The organism is Methylovirgula sp. 4M-Z18 (assembly GCF_037890675.1).
In the GTDB taxonomy this organism is placed as follows: domain Bacteria; phylum Pseudomonadota; class Alphaproteobacteria; order Rhizobiales; family Beijerinckiaceae; genus 4M-Z18.
In genome coordinates, this window is sequence record NZ_CP149574.1 from 2211365 (window position 1) to 2232002 (window position 20638).

Below are 20638 nucleotides of genomic sequence, written 5' to 3' on the forward strand. Positions count from 1 at the left end.
TTGGCAGACGCCTTTTAGAAAGCCTGCCTGATCTTTGTGACAACAATGGCAAGAATGCCTTACGCCCCGATTCGTGGGCGCCTTTATGAGTTGGCGAGGGCTCTTAGCACGGGGAGCCAGAAGAGGGAAGCAGACTCACGCGAAACGAACCTGCGAACGGCTCATGGCTGCATCTCGTCGTCCGCACGCGGCCGCGCACCGCGAAATCCCGTGGCTAGCACATAAAGTTCCGCCGAATCCGCCCGACTCGCCGCCGGCTTCATGTGCCGCACGGTCGCAAAATCGCGCTTCAGAAGCGTCAGTAGCTCGTGCTCGGTGCCGCCCTGCAGCACTTTGGCGAGGAAATACCCGCCCGGCTTCAGGACCTCGACGGCAAAATGCGCCGCCAGTTCCGCAATCGCCACGATTTTCAGATGGTCGGTTTTCTTATGGCCGGTGGCATTCGCCGCCATGTCGGAAATGACGCCATCCGCCAATCCGCCGAGCATCTCCTTCAACCGGTCGGGCGCGGTGGGATCGAGGAAGTCCATGACTTGGAAATCGACCCCCGCGATCGGCTCGATGTCCAGAAGATCAATGCCGACGACCTTGCCTCTGCCCTCCGCCGATCCGACCTTTTGCGCCGCGATCTGCGACCATCCGCCGGGTGCGGCGCCGAGATCGACGATATTTTGCCCCGCCTTCAGGAGCTTATATTTTTCGTCGATTTCGATCAGCTTGAACGCCGCGCGCGAGCGATAACCTTCGCGCTTGGCGCGCGCGACGTAAGGGTCGTTCAACTGCCGTTGTAGCCAGCGGGTCGAGCTGACAGAGCGCTTGCCCGCCGTCTTCACCCGCGTCTTGAGCGACCGGCCACCTTCGCGGCCGGATCCGCCCCCTGTCTTGCCTGCCGTCATCTCGTCAGCTCATCCAATTGCCGCCATCGACATTATATGTCTGGGCAACGACATACAGGCCGCCGAAAAGTCGAGCAACTTTTCTGGAAAATGCTTTATCGCTTCTGCCGCGCCCGGTCCGCGTGCATCATCTGCGTCAGGAGCCCCTCGCGCAAGCCGCGATCGGCGATCCTCACGCGGCGCGCCGGAAAGGCCCGCCGGATCGCCTCGAAAATGGCGCAACCGGCAAGCACGAGGTCGGCGCGGTCGGGTCCGATACAGCCGTGCTGCGCCCGGTCGGAATAGGACATGGCGCGCAAATACGCCATCGCCGCATCGACCTCCAGACGGGACATCCACAGGCCGTCGACACGGCGACGGTCATATCGGGCAAGCCCGAGATGCACGCCGGCGAGGGTCGTGACCGTGCCGGAGGTCCCCAGGAGGTGGAAATTCTGGCACCGGCGCTCGCGTGAAAGGCGCGCGGCAAAATTGGCCAGCCCCTCCTCGACATGCGCGATCATCGCCTCGAACACTCCGGGAGAAACTTCCACGCCGCCGAATTTCTCGGCCAAGCTCACGACGCCGACAGGCAGCGACACCCAATCCTTGACCCGTCCACGCAAATTGCCGCAGTCGTGGCCATCCTCGGCCCGGTTCAGCCAAACCACCTCGCTCGAGCCGCCGCCGATGTCGAACAAGAGAATCGATTCGGCGCGCTCATCCGCGAGGGCCGCACAACCGGCCGCAGCCAAGTGCGCCTCGGCCTCACGATCGACGATTTCAAGGTCGAGGCCTGTCTCTTCATAGACGCGGTCGATAAAATCCTCGCCGTTTTCGGCCGCGCGGCAGGCCTCGGTGGCGATGAGTCTGGCGCGCATCACATGGCGCGCTTCCATCTTGTCCCGGCAAATATGCAATGCCGCGATGGTGCGTAAAATCGCGGCTTCGCCGAGCCTATTGGTCTGCGTCAGGCCCTCGCCAAGCCGCACAATCCGCGAAAAAGCGTCAACAATTTGAAAGCCTTCGTGAAATGGACGCGCGATCAGCAGACGGCAATTGTTGGTGCCCAGATCAAGCGCAGCGTAAGTTATCCGCGGGTCGCTCCGGCGCCCCGGTTGCGGATAGAAATCGCCATGAGGCTGAGGCGCGGTTTGAACCTCGTCCCCGCCTGCAAGCTGCGCCACCACTCCAAACTCCCCTCGGCGCCAACCGGGTTGGCGCAACCAGCCCATCGCGCGGACGCGCCCAGGCTGCACTTCACGGGGAGTGTAACAATGCTATGACGAATCTGCCAAGCTGAATTACAGGGGATTCATGACTTGGTTACTTTTGGCCCGCGCATTACCAGTGCCGATAATCGCCGTAGCCATAGCGATAGCCAGGACCCCAGCCCCCCACGACGACCGGGCCATAATAGTAGGGACGATGATAGCCGTAGTAATAATACGGTGCGGGAGCGCAGGCGGAGAGACCGATGGCGCTCAGAAGCAGTGACGAAATCAGAGCAATACGGATCTTGGACATCGAATACCCTCCAGCATCAGCCAAATCTTCGCGTCGCGCCGCTGAATATCGCGTGAATGAACAAGGTAAACAAAAGATGAGGGCGCGGGAAGCAATCCCCGCGCCCTGCGCCGATCCTTACCGCAGCGCCTTGAGCGCGGCGCGCCCGGCATAAACCGCCTGCGGCCCGAGCTCTTCTTCGATGCGGATGAGCTGATTGTATTTGGCCAATCTGTCAGAACGGGCCAGCGAGCCGGTTTTGATCTGGCCGCAATTGGTCGCGACCGCTAGGTCGGCAATGGTCGAATCCTCGGTCTCGCCCGAGCGGTGCGACATGACCGCGGTGTAGCCGGCGCGGTGCGCCATATCGACCGCGGCGAGCGTCTCGGTGAGCGACCCGATTTGATTGACCTTCACCAGGATCGAATTGGCGACGCCCTGCTTGATACCGTCGGCCAGACGCGTGACATTGGTGACGAACAGATCGTCGCCGACAAGCTGCGTTTTTGTGCCGATGAGGTCAGTCAGGATCTTCCAGCCCTTCCAATCGTCCTCGGCCATGCCGTCCTCGATCGTGATGATCGGGTAGCTCGCGGCCAGTTTGGCGAGATACTCGGCCTGCTCCTGGATCGAACGCGTTTTACCTTCACCTTCATAGACATAAGCGCCATCTTTGAAGAATTCGGTCGAAGCGCAGTCGAGGCCGAGGTGAACGTCTTGGCCGGGCTTGAAGCCCGCCGCCTCGATGGCTTTAACGCAGAAATCGAGCGCGGCCTCCGCCGAAGGCAGGTTGGGCGCAAAGCCGCCCTCGTCGCCGACATTGGTATTATGTCCAGCCTTCTTCAACGCACCCTTGAGCGTGTGGAAGATTTCCGAGCCCCAGCGCACCGCCTCCTTCAGGCTCGGCGCACCGGTCGGCAGCACCATGAATTCCTGGAAATCGATCGGATTGTCCGCATGCACGCCGCCATTGACGATGTTCATCATCGGCACGGGGAGCACGCGCGCCTGGGTGCCGCCGATATAGCGATAGAGCGGTAGACCGGACGCTTCGGCCGCGGCCTTGGCCACGGCGAGCGATACGCCGAGAATGGCGTTGGCGCCGAGCTTCGCCTTATTCGGCGTGCCGTCGAGCGCGATCATGGTTTCATCGATCTTGACCTGATCCTCGGCCTCGAGGCCGCCGATCGCCTCAAAAATATCGCGATTGACGCTTTCGACCGCTTTGAGCACGCCCTTGCCCATGAAACGCGCCTTGTCGCCGTCGCGCAGTTCCACCGCCTCATGCGCACCGGTCGAAGCGCCCGAGGGCACTGCGGCTCGGCCCATGGAACCGTCTTCGAGAATGACATCCACTTCAACCGTTGGATTGCCACGGGAATCCATGATTTCGCGAGCCACAATATCGACGATTGCTGTCATTACATCCTCACTTGAACGGCGATTACGACGCGCTTTTGTACGCGAAGGCGTCGCGGAGTCAAAGCCTCGAATCGCGTGACTCTTTGATGACAATCTTGCCGTTTGGACACAGGCGCTTTATCGGTTCTGCCCAGAACTCTTCCTGACCTTGTTAAGGTGCGATATGGCAAAATCCACGAAGCAATTGCATGCGCTCGGCCAGAGCGTCGCAATGCCCGACCATCCCGATGAAGCGATCCTGGAGCGCGTCCCGAACCCGCAAGCCGGAACCAATTACGTAGCGCGTTTCACGGTGCCGGAATTCACATCCGTCTGTCCGGTGACCAATCAGCCGGATTTTGCCCATCTTGTCATTGATTACGTGCCGGGCGCTTGGCTGGTCGAGTCGAAAAGCCTCAAGCTCTATCTGCTCGGCTTCCGCAACCACGGCGCCTTTCACGAGGATTGCACGGTGCGGATCGGCAAGGATCTCGTCAAATTGCTGAGGCCGAAATGGTTCCGCATCGGCGGCTATTGGTATCCGCGCGGCGGCATTCCGATCGACGTGTTCTGGCAGACCGGGACCGTGCCGAAGGGCACCTGGGTGCCCGATCAGGGTGTGGCATCATACCGCGGGCGCGGATGAGGCGCACCCTGGCCTAAGCAGGAACGTTGCTGGGCTTGCGTGCATTCTGGGCAAGCCCCGCCAGCATCGCCTGCCCTTCGGGCTGAATGAGGCCGGCGGACATGATGAGCTTGGCCGCCGTATCAGGCGACATAGGCACTTCGATCACATCCTTGGTCGGCAGATAGATGTAAAAGCCGGTGGTCGGGTTGGGCGTACAAGGCAAGAAGATCGACGTGAAATCTTCGCCTTCCGGCAAGTAGCCCGAGACCAACGGGCCGGGTTTCGACGAGATGAAAACCAGGGTCCACCAGCCCGGCATCGGATATTGCACCAGCCCGACTTTGCGGAAACTTGTTCCCGATTGCGAAAAAATCGTCTCGAACACCTGCTTCAGGCTTTTGTAGAGCCCGCGCACCACGGGCATGCGGCTCAAAATCCGCTCGCCCAGCCGCACCAGTGTCCGCCCGGCGATATTGGCGGTCAGGAATCCAAGCAGTGTGAGGCCGACAAGCGCGATGATCACGCCGATGCCGGGCACATGCCAGGGCAAATAAGTGTCGGGCAGCAAGGCGCGCGGGACAATCGGCGTCACCCAATGGTCGACCGTATCGATGAACCACCAGGCGATATAGGCCGTCGCGGCGACAGGCCCGACGATGACGATTCCGGTGAAAAAATAAGCTCTTAGCCGAGCGCCAAGACCGGTCCTGACCGGTTTGACATCGTCATGCAGGGGGTCGTTGAAAGACATTCGCTCTTCCACTATATCGCGACGGGGCCACCTCAAATTCGCGGCACCATGGCGATTTGGCGTCCGCAATGCAACTTAAGATTGTGACCGCTGCAAGACGCGCATCGAGCTAGAGGCATCCGCGCCTCGAAAGCATATCCCGGGCCAAATAGCGCGATGTGCAAAGCCATGCAAAGAAAATCTGCTTCGCCTTTAATCCACCCGCTCGAATAGGACGAGCGAACGGCCCTGCACGTCACAGATCTGGCCGACGCCAATATCGGCTTCCGGCAGGTCCGGATCGTCGGTGGCGAGCAGTCGCCTCCAGGCGGAGCCGTCATAGCAAGGTGGCAGCCGGAACGGCACGGGCTCATGATGGGCGTTGATAAGGACGAGCAAGGTGGCGTCCGAGCCGCGCTTGCGGATGCCGCTTGCTTGGGCACGGCCATCCAGGATCATGCCGAAGCATGGAATCTCTGCCGGATCGTCCCAGTTGGCGCTGGTCATCTCCTCGCCGCCGTGGTGAATCCAGGTCACTTCGCGGACATCGATGGCTTCGTTGGTGCGCTCGCCGATCAGGTAGCGCGAGCGGCGCAAGATCGGGTATTTGCGTCGCAATTGCATGAGGCGGCGCACGAAATCGACAAGGTCGCGGTTCCGTTCGGCAAGCCCCCAATCCACCCAACTGATGTCGCTGTCCTGACAATAAGCGTTGTTGTTGCCCTGCTGGGTGCGGCCGAATTCGTCCCCGGCCAGGATCATCGGCGTGCCCTGGGACAGCAGCAGCAGCGCCAACATATTGCGCTGCTGGCGCGCGCGCAGCGCATTGACGCCAGGATCGTCCGTCTGCCCCTCGACGCCGCAGTTCCACGAGCGGTTGTCGGCGCTGCCATCGCGGTTTTCCTCCCCATTCGCCTCGTTGTGGCGCTCGTTGTAGGAGACGAGATCGCGCAGGGTGAAGCCGTCATGGGCGGTGAGGAAGTTCACCGACGACCAAGGCTTGCGGCCGCGATGGTCGAACTTGTCAGGCGAGCCGCACAGGCGCCGGGCTAGCGCGGCGGGTCTCGCCTTGCCACGCCAGAAATCGCGAGCGGTGTCGCGATAGATATCGTTCCACTCCGCCCAACCCGGCGTGAAGCCTCCCACCTGGTAGCCGCCCGGACCGACATCCCAGGGTTCGGCGATCAGCTTGACGTTTTCCAGCACCGGATCCTGCCCCACCGCCTTGAGGAAGCCGCTCTCGGGATTAAAGCCGTCCACATCGCGCGCCAGGATAGTGCCGAGGTCGAAGCGAAAACCGTCGACATGCATCTCGTTCACCCAGTATCGCAGGCTGTCCGTCACCATCTGAATGACACGCGGATGGCTGACATTGACCGTGTTCCCGGTGCCGGTGTCATTGATGTAATAACGTTTCTGATCGGGCATCAGCCGGTAATAGGAAGCGTTGTCGATGCCTTTGAAGGACAGGGTCGGTCCAAGCTCGTTGCCCTCCGCGGTATGATTGTAAACCACGTCGAGGATGACCTCGAGCCCAGCATCGTGGAAGCGCGCCACCATCTGCTTGAACTCGGCCAGCACGTTCTGCGGATCGGCGGCATAGCGCGGATCGGGCGCGAAGAAGCCGATAGAATTGTAGCCCCAATAGTTTCTGAGGCCACGGTTGAGCAGATGGTCGTCGTCCACGAACGTGTGGACGGGCAGAAGCTCCACGGTGGTGACGCCGAGCCCCCTGATGTGCTGCAGCGATTGGGTAGCGGCAAGGCCGGCATACGTGCCCCGCAGGTGCTCAGCGATATTGGGATGGCGCTGGGTGAAGCCCTTTGCATGGGTCTCGTAGATGATCGTCTGGTCCCAGGGGACAAGCGAGCGATTGCCAGGCCAGTCGAAGCGCGTGTCCACCACCATGCATTTGGGAATGAAGGGGGCGCTGTCACGCTCGTCGAAGGAAAGGTCGCCCTCGCCCAGCGTGTAGCCGAACACCGCCGGGTTCCAGGTCAGCGCACCGAAATGCGAGCGGGCGTAGGGATCGAGCAGGAGCTTATTGGGATTGAAGCGATGCCCCGCCTCCGGCTCATAAGGACCATGGACGCGATAGCCGTAGAGCATGCCGGGACTGACATCGGGCAGATAGCCGTGCCAGATCTCGTCGGTGAATTCCGGCAGTTCGATGCGCTCGACCTCCTGCTCGCCGCTCGCATCGAAGAGGCAGACTTCGACCTTGGTGGCATTGGCCGAGAACAGGGCGAAGTTGGTGCCCGATCCGTCCCATATCGCCCCGCGCGGATGCGGATGGCCCTCGCGGATTCTCGTCCTACCCAGATAGGTCATGCCGCCATCCTTCCTTCCGGGAGATGCCGTGTCCAAAGCCACGGCACCCCTCTGCAACGAGCCCTACCTTGCGGTGGCTCCCATCCGATGGCTGACCCGGCTTCGCACGTTTCATTGGTATCCAAACAACCTGGATACCATTGAAATATCGCGCCATGACAGGATCATTGCGACAGGAAAGAACTTTATTATTTCCACACAGGAGAAAGAAGCGATTTTCTTCCCTACTCGACCGTCACGCTCTTGGCGAGGTTGCGGGGCTGATCCGCATCCTTCCCCATCAGGACGGCGGTATGATAGGCGATCATCTGCATTGGCACCGCATAAGGGATGGCGGCGAAATCCGGTGGCATCTCAGGCATGGTGATGGTCGCCATGACGTCCAGCGAGGCCTCTAGCGCCGCGCGGCTGTCGGAAATCAGAATAATCTTGCCGCCGCGCGCCGCCACCTCCTGCATGTTGGACACGGTCTTTTCGAACCACGGATCGTAGGGCGCCATGACGATGACGGGCATGGTCTCATCGATCAGTGCGATCGGCCCGTGCTTGAGCTCGCCCGCCGCATAACCTTCTGCGTGAATATAGGAAAGTTCTTTGAGCTTCAGCGCGCCTTCGAGCGCGAGCGGATAGGATGTGCCCCGACCGAGATAGAGCACGTCGTTGGTATGGGTGAGCTGATGCGCGATCATTTCGATCATGCTTTCGCGCTTCGCGGCTTCGGCCATCAGACCAGGTGTGTTGATGAGTTCCGCAACGAGCCGCCGCTCCGTTTCTTCGCTGAGCACGCCGCGCGCGCGGCCGAAAGCGATCGCAAGACAGGCGAGGACCGCCAATTGGCACGTGAAAGCCTTGGTCGAGGCAACGCCGATTTCGGGCCCGGCAAGAGTCAATGCGGCAATGTCGCTTTCGCGCGCCATCGTGGATGTGGGCACATTGATGACGCCAATAATGTGCTGGCCATGATCTTTCGCATAACGCAGCGACGCGAGCGTATCGGCCGTTTCGCCCGATTGCGAGACGACGATCATGACGCCGCTTTCTTCCATCGGCGCTTCGCGATACCGGAACTCCGACGCCACATCGATGTCGATGATGATCCGGGCGAATTTTTCGAACCAATATTTTGCCACGAGCCCGGCGATATAGGCTGTGCCGCAGGCAGAAATCGTGATGCGTGAAACCTTTGACGCGTCGAACGGAAGGTCGAACGGCAGCCGCACTCTGCCCGCCGCCATGTCGAGATAATGCGCCAGCGTGCGGCCGACGACTTCCGGCTGCTCGTGGATCTCCTTCGCCATGAAGTGACGATAATTGCCTTTGTCGATCAGAAAGGCGCTTGCCTGACTCTTGATCTTCTTGCGGTTGACCAAACGGCCCTTGGCGTCACGGAACTCTGCCGTGTCGCGAGTCAGAACTACCCAATCGCCATCCTCCAGATAGGTGATCATTTCGGTGAACGGCGCCAACGCCAGCGCATCCGAGCCAAGATACATTTCACCGTCGCCGTAGCCCACGGCAAGGGGAGCGCCCTGCCGCGCGCCGATCAGAAGATTGTCCTCCCCATTGAACAGGAAGGCCAAGGCAAAGGCGCCGCGCAGTCTCGGCAATGCAGCAGCAACGGCGTCGGCCGGCGCCTTGCCCTGATTCATTTCGTCGGTGACGAGATGGGCGACGACCTCTGAATCCGTTTCGGTCGCAAACTTATGCCCCTTGCCCTGCAGTTCTTCGCGCAATTCGCGGAAATTTTCGATAATGCCGTTGTGAACCATCGCGACTTTGCCGGAGGCGTGCGGATGGGCGTTGTTTTCGGTCGGGCGGCCATGGGTCGCCCAGCGGGTGTGGCCGATGCCGATATGTCCCTTCAACGGCTCGGCGACGAGTTTGGCCGCGAGATTCTTCAGCTTGCCCTCGGCTCGCCGACGGGCCAGTTGCCCATCTTCCAACGTAGCGATGCCGGCGGAATCATAGCCGCGATATTCAAGCCGTTTCAGCGCCTCGATGATCTCAGGCGCCGCGGGCGCTTTTCCGACAATTCCGACAATTCCGCACATGCGACTGATGCTCCGTTCAATTCAACTCTTTGATCAAGCTTTAAGAAAATCCCGCCCGCGCGTGAAATCACGAATGGTGAAATCCGGTGACAGCCTTAAAAAAGCGCGATCATCACTTTTTGTGGCTTTGCGCCTTGGCCGCGGCCTGCCGCGCATGAAACGACGCGGCCCACCCCTCCTTCATGATCTGCCGGCCGCGCCCGACCGCCAACGCATCATCGGGCACGTCCTTGGTGATGACCGATCCTGAGCCGACATAGGCGCCGCGACCGATCTTGACCGGCGCGACCAGCGCAGAATTCGAGCCGATAAAGGCCTGCGCACCGATCTCGGTGAGCGATTTGAAATAGCCGTCGTAATTGCAGGTGATGGTTCCCGCACCGATATTCGCCTCCGCCCCGACCCGCGCGTCGCCGATATAGGAAAGATGGCTGACTTTGGCGCCCGCACCGATCGTGGCTGCTTTGGTCTCGACGAAATTGCCGATTTTGACCTCCGGCCCGAGATCGGTGCCGGGCCGCAACCTGGCGAAGGGCCCGACCGTCGCACCTTGGCCGACGGTCGCGCCCTCCAGATGCGAGAAGGCGTGGATTACCGCGCCATCGGCAACTTTGACGCCTGCGCCAAACATCACATTGGGCTCGATCGTCACGTCGCGGCCGATCTCTGTATCATGCGCAAAAAATACCGTCTCGGGCGCCTGCAAGGTCACGCCATCGCGCATCGCCCGTTCGCGTTTTCGCGCCTGAAACAAAGCCTCGCATGTGGCGAGCTGCACACGATCGTTGATGCCCATGACTTCGCTTTCTGGCACGACGAACACGCGGGATCGCAGGCCCTTGGCGCGAGCCACTTCGACACAATCGGTGAGGTAATATTCTTTTTGTGCATTATTCGGCCGGATCTGCGACAGGAGTTCCAGTGCGCGGTGTCCGTCAAGCGCCATGATGCCGCCATTGCACAGCTTCACGAGGCGCTCGGCCTCGCTCGTGTCCTTGTGCTCGCGAATCGCAATCAGGTCGCCGTCCTGAACCAGAAGCCGTCCATAGCCCGTCGGATCCTTGGCTTCGAACCCCAGCACCGCGACCGTGGCGCCGCCCGCGATCAGCGCGCGCATGTGACGATAGGTTTCCGGCAAGACGAGCGGCGTGTCGCCGAAGGCGATGATGACGTCGTCATAGCCCTTCGCCAGTGTGTCACGGGCGGCGAGCACCGCATGCGCCGTGCCTTTGCGCTCCGCCTGCACGAAAATCTCGGCATCCGGGGCAAAGCGCCGCGCTTCGGCGGCCACATTGTCATGATCCGGGCCGATGACCACGGCGAGCCCATCGGCCTCAAAGGCCGCGACGCTCTTCAGCACATGGCCAAGCAGGGACAGGCCCGCGACCTGATGGAGCACCTTGGGCTTGGCCGAACGCATACGCGTTCCCTCGCCCGCCGCCAGAATGATCGCCAAACAGGAGCGGCGGGGCACTTGGTCGTGATCGGTCATTCAGCTTCCATTCACGTCATTGGTGAAAATAGAACTACGTCGCTCATTTTGCCCCGAAGGCGTCAAAAACAAGCTCGCCAATCTGGTTGATAGGCTATAGAGACAAACGGCGGTGTGTGGCTATCCTTATATACTGCGAATTTGCAAGTTCCAGCCAAAGGATACCTGAAGAGCCGATGGAACGAGCCAAAGCAGGTTTCTTGATTTGATGATGGAACGTCGTGTTATCCTGAAAATGACCGCTGCCACATTTGCTGCCGGGATGACGCAATCTCTCTTCTCCCCAGCCTCAGCGCAGACCCCGCCTGCTCCGGCGCAACCTATTGCATTTGATCCGACCCACTTGGTGGAACAGGCGCGCGAGCTTGCAAAAAAGCCATTTGTCGCGCCCCCGACCGATTTGCCCGAGCCGTTTACCGATCTCACCTATGATCAATATGTCGGCCTCCGCGCCAAGCCCGATGCGGTACAATGGGTCAAGGACAATGTCGGCTTCGAGATCGAGCCCCTCCACCGCGGCTATATTTTCTCGGCGCCGATGGAGATCAATCTCGTCGTGGACGGAACGGTGCAGCGGCTCGCCTACAAGGCCAGCGACTTTGATTTCGGGCATTTGCAGCCCCCGCTGAATATTGCAGACATCGGTTTTTCCGGGTTCCGTGTCCTGCAGCCGCGCGACAATGCGCCGGCGATCGACGTGGCGATTTTTCAAGGGGCCAGCTTCTTCCGGGCCCTCGCTAAAGGCCAAGCCTATGGCGTTTCGGCCCGGGCGCTCGCGATCCGCACCGCGGATGGAGTCAAAGGCGAGGAGTTTCCAGTCATCCGCGCCGTATGGATCGAAAAACCGACCTTGGCCGCCAACGCCCTCGTCATCCATGCACTGTTGGATTCGGAAAGTGTTACCGGGGCTTATCGCTTTACCCTGCATCCCGGCGACGCCACAATCATCGACACGGAATGCACGCTCATTCCTCGAGTCGATATCGACCATTTCGGCCTAGCCCTCATGCAGGCAAGCTATCTCTTCGGCAGCCTGGACCGGCACCATTCCGAAGATATCCGCCCGAATGTCTATGACGTGAGCGGCCTGCAAATCGAAAAGGGCAATGGCGAGTGGATTTGGCGGCCGGTCTCGAACCGCGAAACCCTACAGATTTCGGTGTTCGCCGACCAAAACCCCAAAGGATTCGGGCTTCTGCAGCGGGACCGCAATTTCGAGCGGTTCCAGGACGACGATCAGCATTGGGAGCGCCGCCCCTCCTTGTGGATCGAGCCGATCGGCGATTGGGGCGAAGGTTCGGTCATTCTGATCGAAATTCCGTCGGATTTCGAAGTTAACCAGAATATTATAGCCTATTGGCGGCCCAAACAGGTGCTCGCCGCCAACAGCGAAACGCAATTTGCCTATCGCCAGTTCTGGTGCTGGCATCCACCCGCGCAACCGCCGCTCGCGCATGTGACCGGCGCGCGCAGCGGCAAGGCCGGCAAACGTCGCCGCTTTATGGTCGATTTCGCCGGTGATATTTTAGGTGACCCGGCTCAGAGTGGTGATATCAAGGCCAATCTGTGGGCGGGCGCCGGCACGATCTCGAACGTCAGGAGTTTTCCCTCACGCGAGACCAAGACCTTCCGGGTCAGTTTCGATCTTGATCCGGGCAGTGAAACCCTTGCCGAACTCCGCCTTGTGCTGGAGAACGGCGGCAAACCAATGAGTGAGACTTGGCTTTATCGATGGACGCCTTGACGAGCCTCGCACCCATCCCAGCATCGGACCGGCTCCGCGAAACACCGCAGGACCAGCAGGACGCGCACGCCTTGACCCAGGCGATGCCGCCTGAGTCCGCGCTTGAGATGCCGGTCCAGAGTTTCTCCCAATTCGCCCGCGCCAGCCGTCGCAAGCGGCAGGCACCGCACCTTGCGCGCTCGCCTTGGTTTTCACGGTTCGTCGTCTTTATCGGTGGTTTGGCCCTCACTGCCTATGGCGCATGGCAAATGTACCAAGTGGTCGACATCGGCGGCGTGACGTTGCTGCAGTGGGTGCTGCTCATTCTCTTCGTCATCAATTTCTCGTGGATCGCCCTCGCCTTCACCTCGGGCGTCGTCGGCTTCTTCTGGCTCCTGTCAGGGCGCGGCAAAGTGCCGCCCATGCCGAAAACCTTGAACGGCCGCACCGCCATCGTGATGCCGATCTACAATGAAGCGCCGAGCCGTGTTTTCGGCGCCGTGCAGGCGATTTACGAGGATGTCCAGGCTACGGGCCTCGGCGAGCATTTCGACTATTTTTTCCTATCCGACACGACGAATCCCGATGTTTGGATCGCCGAGGAGCGCGCCTTGCTCGCCATGCGGCAGCGGCTCGGCCCCGATGCGCGGATCTATTACCGTCACCGCCCGAAGAATACCGCGCGCAAGGCCGGCAATATCGGCGATTTCGTTAGCCGTTGGGGCGGCGCCTACGATCACATGCTGGTCCTCGACGCCGACAGCCTGATGACCGCGCATTCGATCGTCTGCCTCGCGGCGGCGATGGAAGCCGATCCCGACAGCGGCATCATCCAAACGCTGCCGCTGGTCATCAACCGTAATACGCTTTTCGCCCGCGTCCAGCAGTTCGCCGCCCGAATCTACGGGCCGGTGATCGCGGCCGGCCTCTCCTGCTGGATGGGCCGTGACGGCAATTATTGGGGCCACAATGCGATCATCCGCACCGCGGCTTTTGCCGCCCATTGCGGCCTGCCGAATCTCTCCGGGCGGCCGCCGTTCGGCGGCCACGTGCTAAGCCACGACTTCGTCGAAGCGGCGCTCATCCGCCGCGCCGGCTATGCGGTCTATATGCTGCCGGCGCTGGGCGGCTCCTATGAGGAAAGCCCGCCATCCTTGATCGATGTCGCGGCGCGCGACCGGCGCTGGGCGCAAGGCAACATGCAGCATCTGCGCATCCTGCCAGCGAAGGGCCTGCATCTTGCAACCCGCCAGCATTTCGCGACCGGCATCATGGGCTACCTCGCCTCGCCCTTCTGGATGGCGCAATTGCTAGTCGGTATCATCATCGTGATTCAGGCGAGTTATATCCGGCCCGAATATTTCACCAGCGATTTCTCGCTCTTCCCGGCCTGGCCGCGGTTCGACGCAGTACGCGCGTTGCAACTCTTCGGCACGACTATGGGGATCCTGCTGGCGCCGAAACTGTTCGGCCTAATCGTCGCCATTTTTGACGGCGAAACGCGGCGCGGCGCGGGCGGCGTCCTAGCCCTGTGCCTGTCCGCCGTCGTGGAAGTCGTAATGTCGGCGCTGCTCGCCCCGATCATGATGCTGATCCAGACCGGCTCGGTGATGCAGATCGTCTCGGGCCGCGACACGGGATGGAACCCGCAGCGCCGCGACGACGGATCGATTCCCTTCGCGGATATCGTGCGGCGCCATCGCTCACATGTCGCCATGGGCATCGTGACGCTAATCGCCGGCCTCATGATCTCGCCGTCTCTGGTTGCCTGGATGTCGCCGACGATCGCCGGCCTCGTCCTCGCCATCTTCATTTCCTGGGCGAGCGGGCAGAAATCGATCGGCCTCTTCCTGCGCCGGCTCGGGCTCTTGACCACGCCCGAAGAGCTTGTGCCGCCACCGATCGCGGTGCGCGCCAATGCGCTTGCGGAAGAACTTGCCCAATTGGGGCTCGACGACGCGGATGGGCTCGCGGTGATTCACGACGATCCCACCTTCCGCGACATTCATGACGCCTTCTTGCCGGTTTCCAAGCCGCGTCGGCGCGGCGACATCGAGACGGAGCGGGCGGTCGCGGAGGCCAAGCTCAACGACGCGCGCGACCTGACCGAAGCCGTGGCGTGGCTGAAGCCCAAGGAGCGCATGGTTGTCTTACACGACCGCGCTCTGATCGACGTCCTCGCCCGCCTGCCCGCCACGAGTGCCGACGCCGAAGTCCGGTCCATACGCCCGCGTCCATGATCACGGCAAAAGACTGCGCTGGCGCTCCAGCGCAGATGTCCTAAAATTGCGGCATGCGCTACCCGCCTTCCCTCCTTGAAGAAATAAAGGCCCGGTTGCCCGCATCGCAGGTGATCGGGCGACGGGTGAAGCTCGTCAAAAAAGGGCGCGAATGGGCTGGCCTCTCACCTTTCACGGCAGAAAAAACGCCCAGCTTCTACGTGAACGATCAGAAACAATTCTACCACGATTTCTCATCCGGCAAGCACGGCGACATTTTCAGCTTCGTTATGGACACCGAAGGCCTCTCCTTCCCCGAGACGGTAGAGCGCCTTGCCATGGAAGCCGGCGTGGCGCTGCCGGAAGCCTCGCCGGAAATGGTTCAGCGCGAAGAACGGCGCAAGGACCTTTATGATGTCTGCGAGCTCGCATGCCAATTTTTCGAAGGGCGCCTGCAATCAACGCTCGGCGCTGACGCCCGCGCTTATCTGCAAAAGCGCGGCATGTTGCAGGCGACCCAGGCCGAGTTTCGCATCGGCTATGCGCCCGACAGCCGCGACGCGTTGAAGACCTATCTGCTCCAGCACGGGATTCGCGAAGATCAACTCCTGCGCGCAGGCCTCATCATTCAGCCGGACGATGGGCGCAATACTTATGATCGTTTTCGCGGCCGCGTGATGATTCCGATTCAGGACAGCAAGGGCCGCGTGGTCGCCTTCGGCGGCCGGGTGCTGAGTGCCGACGCCAAGCCGAAATATCTCAATTCGCCGGAGACGGAACTCTTTCATAAGGGCTCCATGGTTTTCAACGCGCATCGCGCCCGCGGGCCAGCGCATGACCTTGGCACCATCGTCGTGACGGAAGGCTATCTCGACGCGATCGCCGTATGGCAAGCCGGCTTCAAGCCGGTCGTCGCCTCGCTCGGCACAGCGTTTACCGAGGACCAAATCGCCGCTCTGTGGCAATTCGCGCCGGAGCCAGTCATCTGCTTCGATGGCGATCGGGCGGGCTTGAGTGCAGCGAATCGGGCGGTGGATCGCATCCTGCCGGTCCTCAAGACCGGTTATTCGTTCCACTTCGCTTATCTGCCCGGCGGCCAGGATCCAGACGATCTGATCCGGCAAAGCGGCCTCGACGCTTTCCGCGCCGTCCTCGCGGATGCAAAGCCCCTGTGGGATGTGTTCTGGGCACGCGAGACCGAGAATGCTGCCCTCAAAACACCGGAACAGCGCGCCGTTCTCGACAAGACACTGCGCGACGCGGCGCAGACGATCGTCGATCCGCTGGTGCAGAAATATTATCGTGATCAGATCTACCAGTCGCTGCGCAATTTGTTCTGGCGTCTCGACCGCCCCGGCCGTGGCGCCGGCGCGCCGGCAATGGGCCGCGCGGGCATCCAGATTCCGCCCGCCGCAGCGGGCAGCCTTTCACTCTACGAACGGGACTTTCTCGGCCTCGCAGTCGAATATCCCGATCTCTTCTCACAGGTCATGGACCGGATCGGCCGCCTGCATCTGCACGGCGCGCTCGACGATTCGACGCATGATGAATTCCTGCACGAACTGATCCGTCTGCATCACGAAATCGAACCGCTCGACGCTGCGCGTCTGCACGAGGAAATCGATCCGCGTTTCTCGCCCCTGCTTGACAATGTGCATGGGTGCGCCTCGGAGGGTACCATCCTCGGGCACAGGCTCTTTCAACGCATGCCGATCTTGCGCACGCGGCCGCCGGAAGATTTCATTGCCCGCTATTTCGCCCATCTGATGGACCGGTTTCTCGTGCGCGAACTCGAGACCGAAGTGGCGTCGATGGAACAGATCGGCGACTTGCATGACGCGCGCATCGTCGAGTTGATCGATTTGCGCGAGCACGTACGGCATGAAGAGTCGGCGCTCGCGGAAGAGGCGGAGAACTATAAGAGCCTGCCGGCGTCGACGACGTTTTCGGCTTGAGCCGAACGCCTTGGCCATTGGCCTAGTTGGTTGCCTTCGTGTGACGCGCTATTCGTGAATGCCGGAAATATCGGGCGTCTCCCAAGCCAGATGCTGGCCGCCGTCGAGCGCGATCAATTGCCCGGTGAGCGACGGCGTTCTTAAGATCCACTCGATCGTCGCGCCGAACTCGCCCAGGTCCGGCCCGCGGTGCAGCAGCACGGCTTGTTGCTGGCGCATGAAATCATCCTTGCTCTGGCGCACGCTCGGCAAAGTCGGTCCCGGCGCGATGGCGACGACGCGAATGCGTGGCGCCAATGCCTGCGCCATGGTCTTCGTCGCCCACCACAAACCGGCCTTTGCCATCGAATAGGAAAAGAATTGCGGGTTTGGCCGCAAGACGCGCTGATCGATCAGATTGACGATGAGTCCGCTCCGATCCTGCGGCAAAAGCTTCGCGACGGCGCTCGCCAATAGACACGGCGCCGAAAGATTGACGTTCAGATGGGCGGTGAGGCTCTTCGGAGTCAGGTCCGCAATCGAATCGTCTTCGAATAAGGAGGCGTTGTTGACGAGAATGCCGATGGCTCCCAACGCCGTCTGGGCATCCGCCACAATCGGCTCGAGCCGGTCGATCTGTTGCAGATCACCTACAACGACGCAGGCTTTGCCACCCGACGCGATGATCTGATCGGCAAGATCCTGCGCGGCCGCGTGCGAGCGATGGCAGTGAATCGCAACAGGATGCCCCGCTTGCGCGAGCGATTGCGCAATGGCGCGGCCGATCCGATAAGCGCCGCCGGTCACAAGTGCTGCCGCTTTGTCCATATCCTATCCGTAGGTGTTCACCGGCCCCAGCGCCGGTCTCGGTTGGAACTGAGCCGCGACCAAAGCAGGATATCGCCAGCCTTGCAACACGCCGCGCGCCGCCAGGAAGGTCAGCAGCGCCAACCAGAGCCCCGTGTTGCCGAACGGCTGCGCGACCCAGAAAACGAACAGATAAAGGCCGAGCGCCAGCAGCATCAGATTTCGCATGTCCCGCGTCCATGTCGCGCCGACGAAGACGCCGTCAAACTCGAATGCCATCGCACCGGCAACCGGGGTGAGCGCGGCGAGATAAAGATATTGCCGGGCGACGTGCCGGACCTCCGGATTGGTGCTGACGAAATCGATGAAGGCACCACCGAGCACAAAAGCCAAGACCGATGCGCCCATGGAGAACGTGAGGCACCACAGGCTGGTCAAGCGCACGGCGCGGCGAAATCCGCTCTCATCACGCGCGCCGAGCGACTGGCCGCACATTTGTTCCGCCGCCGTCGCGAACCCGTCGAGAAAATGCGCCGTGATCAGGAACAAATTCATCAGGACCGCATTTGCGGCAAGGATCGTGTCGCCGCCCTGCGCGCCCTGGCGCGTGAAAAATGCGAAAGAAAAAATCAACGCCGCCGTACGGAGCATGATATCGCGGTTCACGGCGAGCATACGGCGCATCGCCGGCCAATTCAGGACATCCGCCCAAGGGATCGCGGCAAAGGTGTTGCCCAGCTTGGCGAGGATCGTCAGGCCCGCCAGCGCGCCGGCGCTCTCGGCCAGCAGCGTGCCGAAGGCCGACCCTTGAATCCCGAGCGACAGACCGTAGACGAGCCAGACATTCAAGACGATGTTGACGAGGTTGATCGCCACTTGCACGACGAGCGCAATATCTGTTCGCGCCCGTCCGATCAGCGCCCCGAGCACCACGTAATTCACGAACACGACCGGCGCGGACCAGATGCGGATGTCGAAATATGCGCGCGCCGCGGCGCTAACGGCGGGGCTGGCATCGATCAAGGCGAAACTGATATTGGCAATCGGTTTCTGCAGCAGGATCAGCGCGAGGCCGAAGACAAGGGCGAGAACGAGCGCCCGCAAGACGGTGAGCCGCTGTCCTGCAGCGTCTCCCGCCCCAAGCGCCTGCGCGACGAATCCGGCGGTCCCCATGCGCAGGAAGCCGAAAGCCCAAAAGCAAAAGTCGAAAATCACCGCGCCGGTGGCGATGGCGCCGAGCAGCGATGCCTCGCCCAAACGGCCGATGACGGCCGCATCCGCCAGCCCCAGGAGAGGCGTCGTCATATGGGCCAGGGTCATCGGTAACGCGATGCGGATCACGCGCGCGTGGCTTATCTCGGCGCGCAGGACGTTAGGGGCGGCACTCATGCGGACTCAGGAGCGGTGGACGTTGCCCCTATATCGCGGTGGCACGGCCCCAGATGTCAATCGTCTTGAGCGCATGGGTGACGCAGCTCGCGGTCCTGCCTGGACGACTTGGCTGAGCCTACGCAGTTCCCATAGTTTTTTGATCTTGTCGCAGGATTTTCTTCCAAAACCGATGCGCGGTTTTGCGAATCCTGCTTAGTGTCAGCCTATGGTAAAATTCGCCCAAGCGGCCCTTTTGATCATCCTCTTCGCGCTCACGGGATGTTCCGCGACAGTCGACAGCGACCAGGCACGGATTTGCCGCAGCATTTTGCCAGCGATACATCCGGACCATCCGGTCTTTCACATCTTTCACCAAAGGGCGCGATCCGAGCCGCCGGGGGTCGATCTCGTTTACAGCGTCGCGACCGGCGACGCGCCGGCAAAAAATCACATCCTTGCCTGCGGCTTCGGCGGCGCGGGCGAATCGCCCGACCGGAAGACTTTGATGTCAGTCGTTGAGGACGGCGACGCGATGAGCGACGCGCAAGTCTTCTTCCTTCGCCGCTATTGGCTCGAGACGCCTGAAGGGTCGGCGTCGGATCCGGCGCCCGTCGGCAATGTTGCGAGCGTGCACGAGGTCTCGAATGCCGTCGCCTACGGGCTGCAACAGACCATCAACGGCCTGCCGTTGATGGCCATCTATGCGCTGCTCGCAGCCGCCTATTCACTGGTCTACGGCCTCGCGGGGCGCATCAATCTGGCGTTCGGCGAGTTCGCGACCATCGGCGGCTGCGCCGCCTTTTACGGCGCGACGCTCTTTGCCCCGCAGGGCGCCGCGGTTTTCATCGTCGCGGCCTTGGCCATTGCCGCGTCAGCAGCCACCTTTCATGGGCTTTTCATCGGGCGCTTCGTGTTCGTGCCCTTGAGTGCCGCGCGCGGGCAGATCGCCCTCGTCGCCACGATCGGTCTCGCACTCTTCCTGCAGGAATATCTGCGGCTGTCGCAGGATACGCAAAACCGTTGGATCAGTCCGGTCTACAACATGCCGATCCCGGTCGTGCGCGCTGGGAGTTTCGTGACGGTCGTCACGCCCATGGCGATGCTGGTCGCCGGAACCGCCTGCCTCGTCGCCTGCCTGGTCCTCGTCACCATGAAAACGACCCGCTTCGGCCGGGAATGGCGCGCCTATGCCGACGACGCCAAGGCCGCCACCATGTTCGGGATCAGCCCGGCTGGAATCTTCATGAAGACCTTCGCCCTGGCCTCCGCCCTGGCCGGCCTCGCGGGCGGGCTGATGAGCGTGTTTTATGGTGGTATCGGGTTCAGCATTTCGACGACTTTGGGGCTCAAAGCCCTGATCGCCGCCATTCTCGGCGGCATCGGCTCGGTCCCCGGCGCCTTCCTCGGCGGCCTCGTGATCGGCGGAATCGAGACCTTCTGGCAAGCGACCTTCCCCATCGCCTACCGCGACACGGTCATCTACGTGCTGCTGATCGCCATTCTCATTTGGCGTCCCGGCGGGTTCTTGGGCTACGCGGATTCGACGCCGCGCGGCGTTTGACGGACCTTG

At 61.4% G+C, this 20638-nt stretch carries 15 protein-coding genes; 5 read left to right on the forward strand and 10 right to left on the reverse strand.

Annotated features, from left to right (window positions below; all coding sequences use genetic code 11):
* Positions 1 to 161: 161 nt before the first annotated feature.
* From V9T28_RS10290 to eno, 4 genes are all read right to left on the reverse strand, one after another.
* Positions 162 to 896, reverse strand: coding sequence for an RlmE family RNA methyltransferase (locus V9T28_RS10290; RefSeq protein WP_116398870.1), 735 nt, complete (start codon positions 894 to 896; stop codon positions 162 to 164).
* Between the two features lie 95 nt (positions 897 to 991).
* Positions 992 to 2062 carry a Ppx/GppA phosphatase family protein gene (locus V9T28_RS10295; RefSeq protein WP_245423855.1) on the reverse strand — a complete coding sequence of 357 codons (1071 nt, stop codon included), beginning with the start codon at positions 2060 to 2062 and terminating at the stop codon, positions 992 to 994.
* Between the two features lie 157 nt (positions 2063 to 2219).
* The gene (locus tag V9T28_RS10300; protein WP_116398872.1) at positions 2220 to 2402 is read right to left on the reverse strand and encodes a hypothetical protein; all 183 of its coding nucleotides are present in this window, start codon (positions 2400 to 2402) and stop codon (positions 2220 to 2222) included.
* Between the two features lie 117 nt (positions 2403 to 2519).
* Positions 2520 to 3803 (reverse strand): phosphopyruvate hydratase, encoded by a 1284-nt coding sequence (gene eno, locus V9T28_RS10305; RefSeq protein WP_116398873.1) that lies wholly within the window; start codon positions 3801 to 3803, stop codon positions 2520 to 2522.
* A 163-nt stretch (positions 3804 to 3966) separates the two neighbouring features.
* Here eno and queF point away from each other — a divergent pair, with 163 nt between their 5' ends.
* Positions 3967 to 4428 carry a preQ(1) synthase gene (gene queF, locus V9T28_RS10310; RefSeq protein WP_116398874.1) on the forward strand — a complete coding sequence of 154 codons (462 nt, stop codon included), beginning with the start codon at positions 3967 to 3969 and terminating at the stop codon, positions 4426 to 4428.
* 13 nt (positions 4429 to 4441) lie between these two features.
* Here queF and V9T28_RS10315 read toward each other — a convergent pair whose 3' ends face one another.
* From V9T28_RS10315 to glmU, 4 genes are all read right to left on the reverse strand, one after another.
* Positions 4442 to 5161, reverse strand: a complete 720-nt coding sequence (locus tag V9T28_RS10315) for a DUF502 domain-containing protein (protein WP_116398875.1) — start codon at positions 5159 to 5161, stop codon at positions 4442 to 4444.
* A gap of 192 nt (positions 5162 to 5353) precedes the next feature.
* Positions 5354 to 7471 (reverse strand): glycogen debranching protein GlgX, encoded by a 2118-nt coding sequence (gene glgX / locus V9T28_RS10320; RefSeq protein ID WP_116398876.1) that lies wholly within the window; start codon positions 7469 to 7471, stop codon positions 5354 to 5356.
* A 224-nt stretch (positions 7472 to 7695) separates the two neighbouring features.
* Entirely contained in the window at positions 7696 to 9522 is a 1827-nt protein-coding gene (glmS, locus tag V9T28_RS10325; protein WP_116398877.1) for a glutamine--fructose-6-phosphate transaminase (isomerizing), read from the reverse strand.
* Between the two features lie 112 nt (positions 9523 to 9634).
* Positions 9635 to 11014: a bifunctional UDP-N-acetylglucosamine diphosphorylase/glucosamine-1-phosphate N-acetyltransferase GlmU gene (gene glmU, locus V9T28_RS10330; RefSeq protein ID WP_116398878.1), complete on the reverse strand. Its 1380-nt coding sequence runs from the start codon at positions 11012 to 11014 to the stop codon at positions 9635 to 9637.
* A gap of 211 nt (positions 11015 to 11225) precedes the next feature.
* Between glmU and V9T28_RS10335 the strand changes: the two genes are divergently transcribed.
* From V9T28_RS10335 to dnaG, 3 genes are all read left to right on the forward strand, one after another.
* Positions 11226 to 12758, forward strand: coding sequence for a glucan biosynthesis protein (locus V9T28_RS10335; RefSeq protein ID WP_245423857.1), 1533 nt, complete (start codon positions 11226 to 11228; stop codon positions 12756 to 12758).
* Positions 12746 to 14977 (forward strand): glucans biosynthesis glucosyltransferase MdoH, encoded by a 2232-nt coding sequence (gene mdoH, locus V9T28_RS10340; protein ID WP_116398880.1) that lies wholly within the window; start codon positions 12746 to 12748, stop codon positions 14975 to 14977. Before V9T28_RS10335 ends, mdoH begins: the two co-directional genes overlap by 13 nt.
* Positions 14978 to 15072: 95 nt before the next feature.
* Positions 15073 to 16911, forward strand: a complete 1839-nt coding sequence (gene dnaG / locus V9T28_RS10345) for a DNA primase (protein ID WP_339071855.1) — start codon at positions 15073 to 15075, stop codon at positions 16909 to 16911.
* Positions 16912 to 16959: 48 nt separating this feature from the next.
* Here the strand turns inward: dnaG and V9T28_RS10350 are convergent, their stop codons facing one another.
* Together V9T28_RS10350 and V9T28_RS10355 are read right to left on the reverse strand one after the other, a co-directional pair.
* A complete protein-coding gene (locus tag V9T28_RS10350; protein WP_116398882.1) occupies positions 16960 to 17718 on the reverse strand; it encodes an SDR family oxidoreductase in 759 nt (252 codons plus the stop codon).
* 3 nt (positions 17719 to 17721) lie between these two features.
* Positions 17722 to 19086 (reverse strand): MATE family efflux transporter, encoded by a 1365-nt coding sequence (locus tag V9T28_RS10355; RefSeq protein WP_116398883.1) that lies wholly within the window; start codon positions 19084 to 19086, stop codon positions 17722 to 17724.
* 208 nt (positions 19087 to 19294) lie between these two features.
* Here V9T28_RS10355 and V9T28_RS10360 point away from each other — a divergent pair, with 208 nt between their 5' ends.
* Positions 19295 to 20629, forward strand: coding sequence for a branched-chain amino acid ABC transporter permease (locus tag V9T28_RS10360; RefSeq protein ID WP_116398884.1), 1335 nt, complete (start codon positions 19295 to 19297; stop codon positions 20627 to 20629).
* Positions 20630 to 20638: the final 9 nt, after the last annotated feature.

Coding starts and splice junctions, on each gene's coding strand:
- V9T28_RS10290 (WP_116398870.1), bottom strand. CDS start 896: ATGACGGCAGGCAAGACAGGGGGCGGATCCGGCCGCGAAGGTGGCCGG.
- glgX (WP_116398876.1), bottom strand. CDS start 7,471: ATGACCTATCTGGGTAGGACGAGAATCCGCGAGGGCCATCCGCATCCG.
- V9T28_RS10355 (WP_116398883.1), bottom strand. CDS start 19,086: ATGAGTGCCGCCCCTAACGTCCTGCGCGCCGAGATAAGCCACGCGCGC.
- V9T28_RS10360 (WP_116398884.1), top strand. CDS start 19,295: ATGGTAAAATTCGCCCAAGCGGCCCTTTTGATCATCCTCTTCGCGCTC.
- glmU (WP_116398878.1), bottom strand. CDS start 11,014: ATGACCGATCACGACCAAGTGCCCCGCCGCTCCTGTTTGGCGATCATT.
- V9T28_RS10335 (WP_245423857.1), top strand. CDS start 11,226: ATGGAACGTCGTGTTATCCTGAAAATGACCGCTGCCACATTTGCTGCC.
- V9T28_RS10300 (WP_116398872.1), bottom strand. CDS start 2,402: ATGTCCAAGATCCGTATTGCTCTGATTTCGTCACTGCTTCTGAGCGCC.
- queF (WP_116398874.1), top strand. CDS start 3,967: ATGGCAAAATCCACGAAGCAATTGCATGCGCTCGGCCAGAGCGTCGCA.
- V9T28_RS10350 (WP_116398882.1), bottom strand. CDS start 17,718: ATGGACAAAGCGGCAGCACTTGTGACCGGCGGCGCTTATCGGATCGGC.
- mdoH (WP_116398880.1), top strand. CDS start 12,746: ATGGACGCCTTGACGAGCCTCGCACCCATCCCAGCATCGGACCGGCTC.
- glmS (WP_116398877.1), bottom strand. CDS start 9,522: ATGTGCGGAATTGTCGGAATTGTCGGAAAAGCGCCCGCGGCGCCTGAG.
- V9T28_RS10315 (WP_116398875.1), bottom strand. CDS start 5,161: ATGTCTTTCAACGACCCCCTGCATGACGATGTCAAACCGGTCAGGACC.
- eno (WP_116398873.1), bottom strand. CDS start 3,803: ATGACAGCAATCGTCGATATTGTGGCTCGCGAAATCATGGATTCCCGT.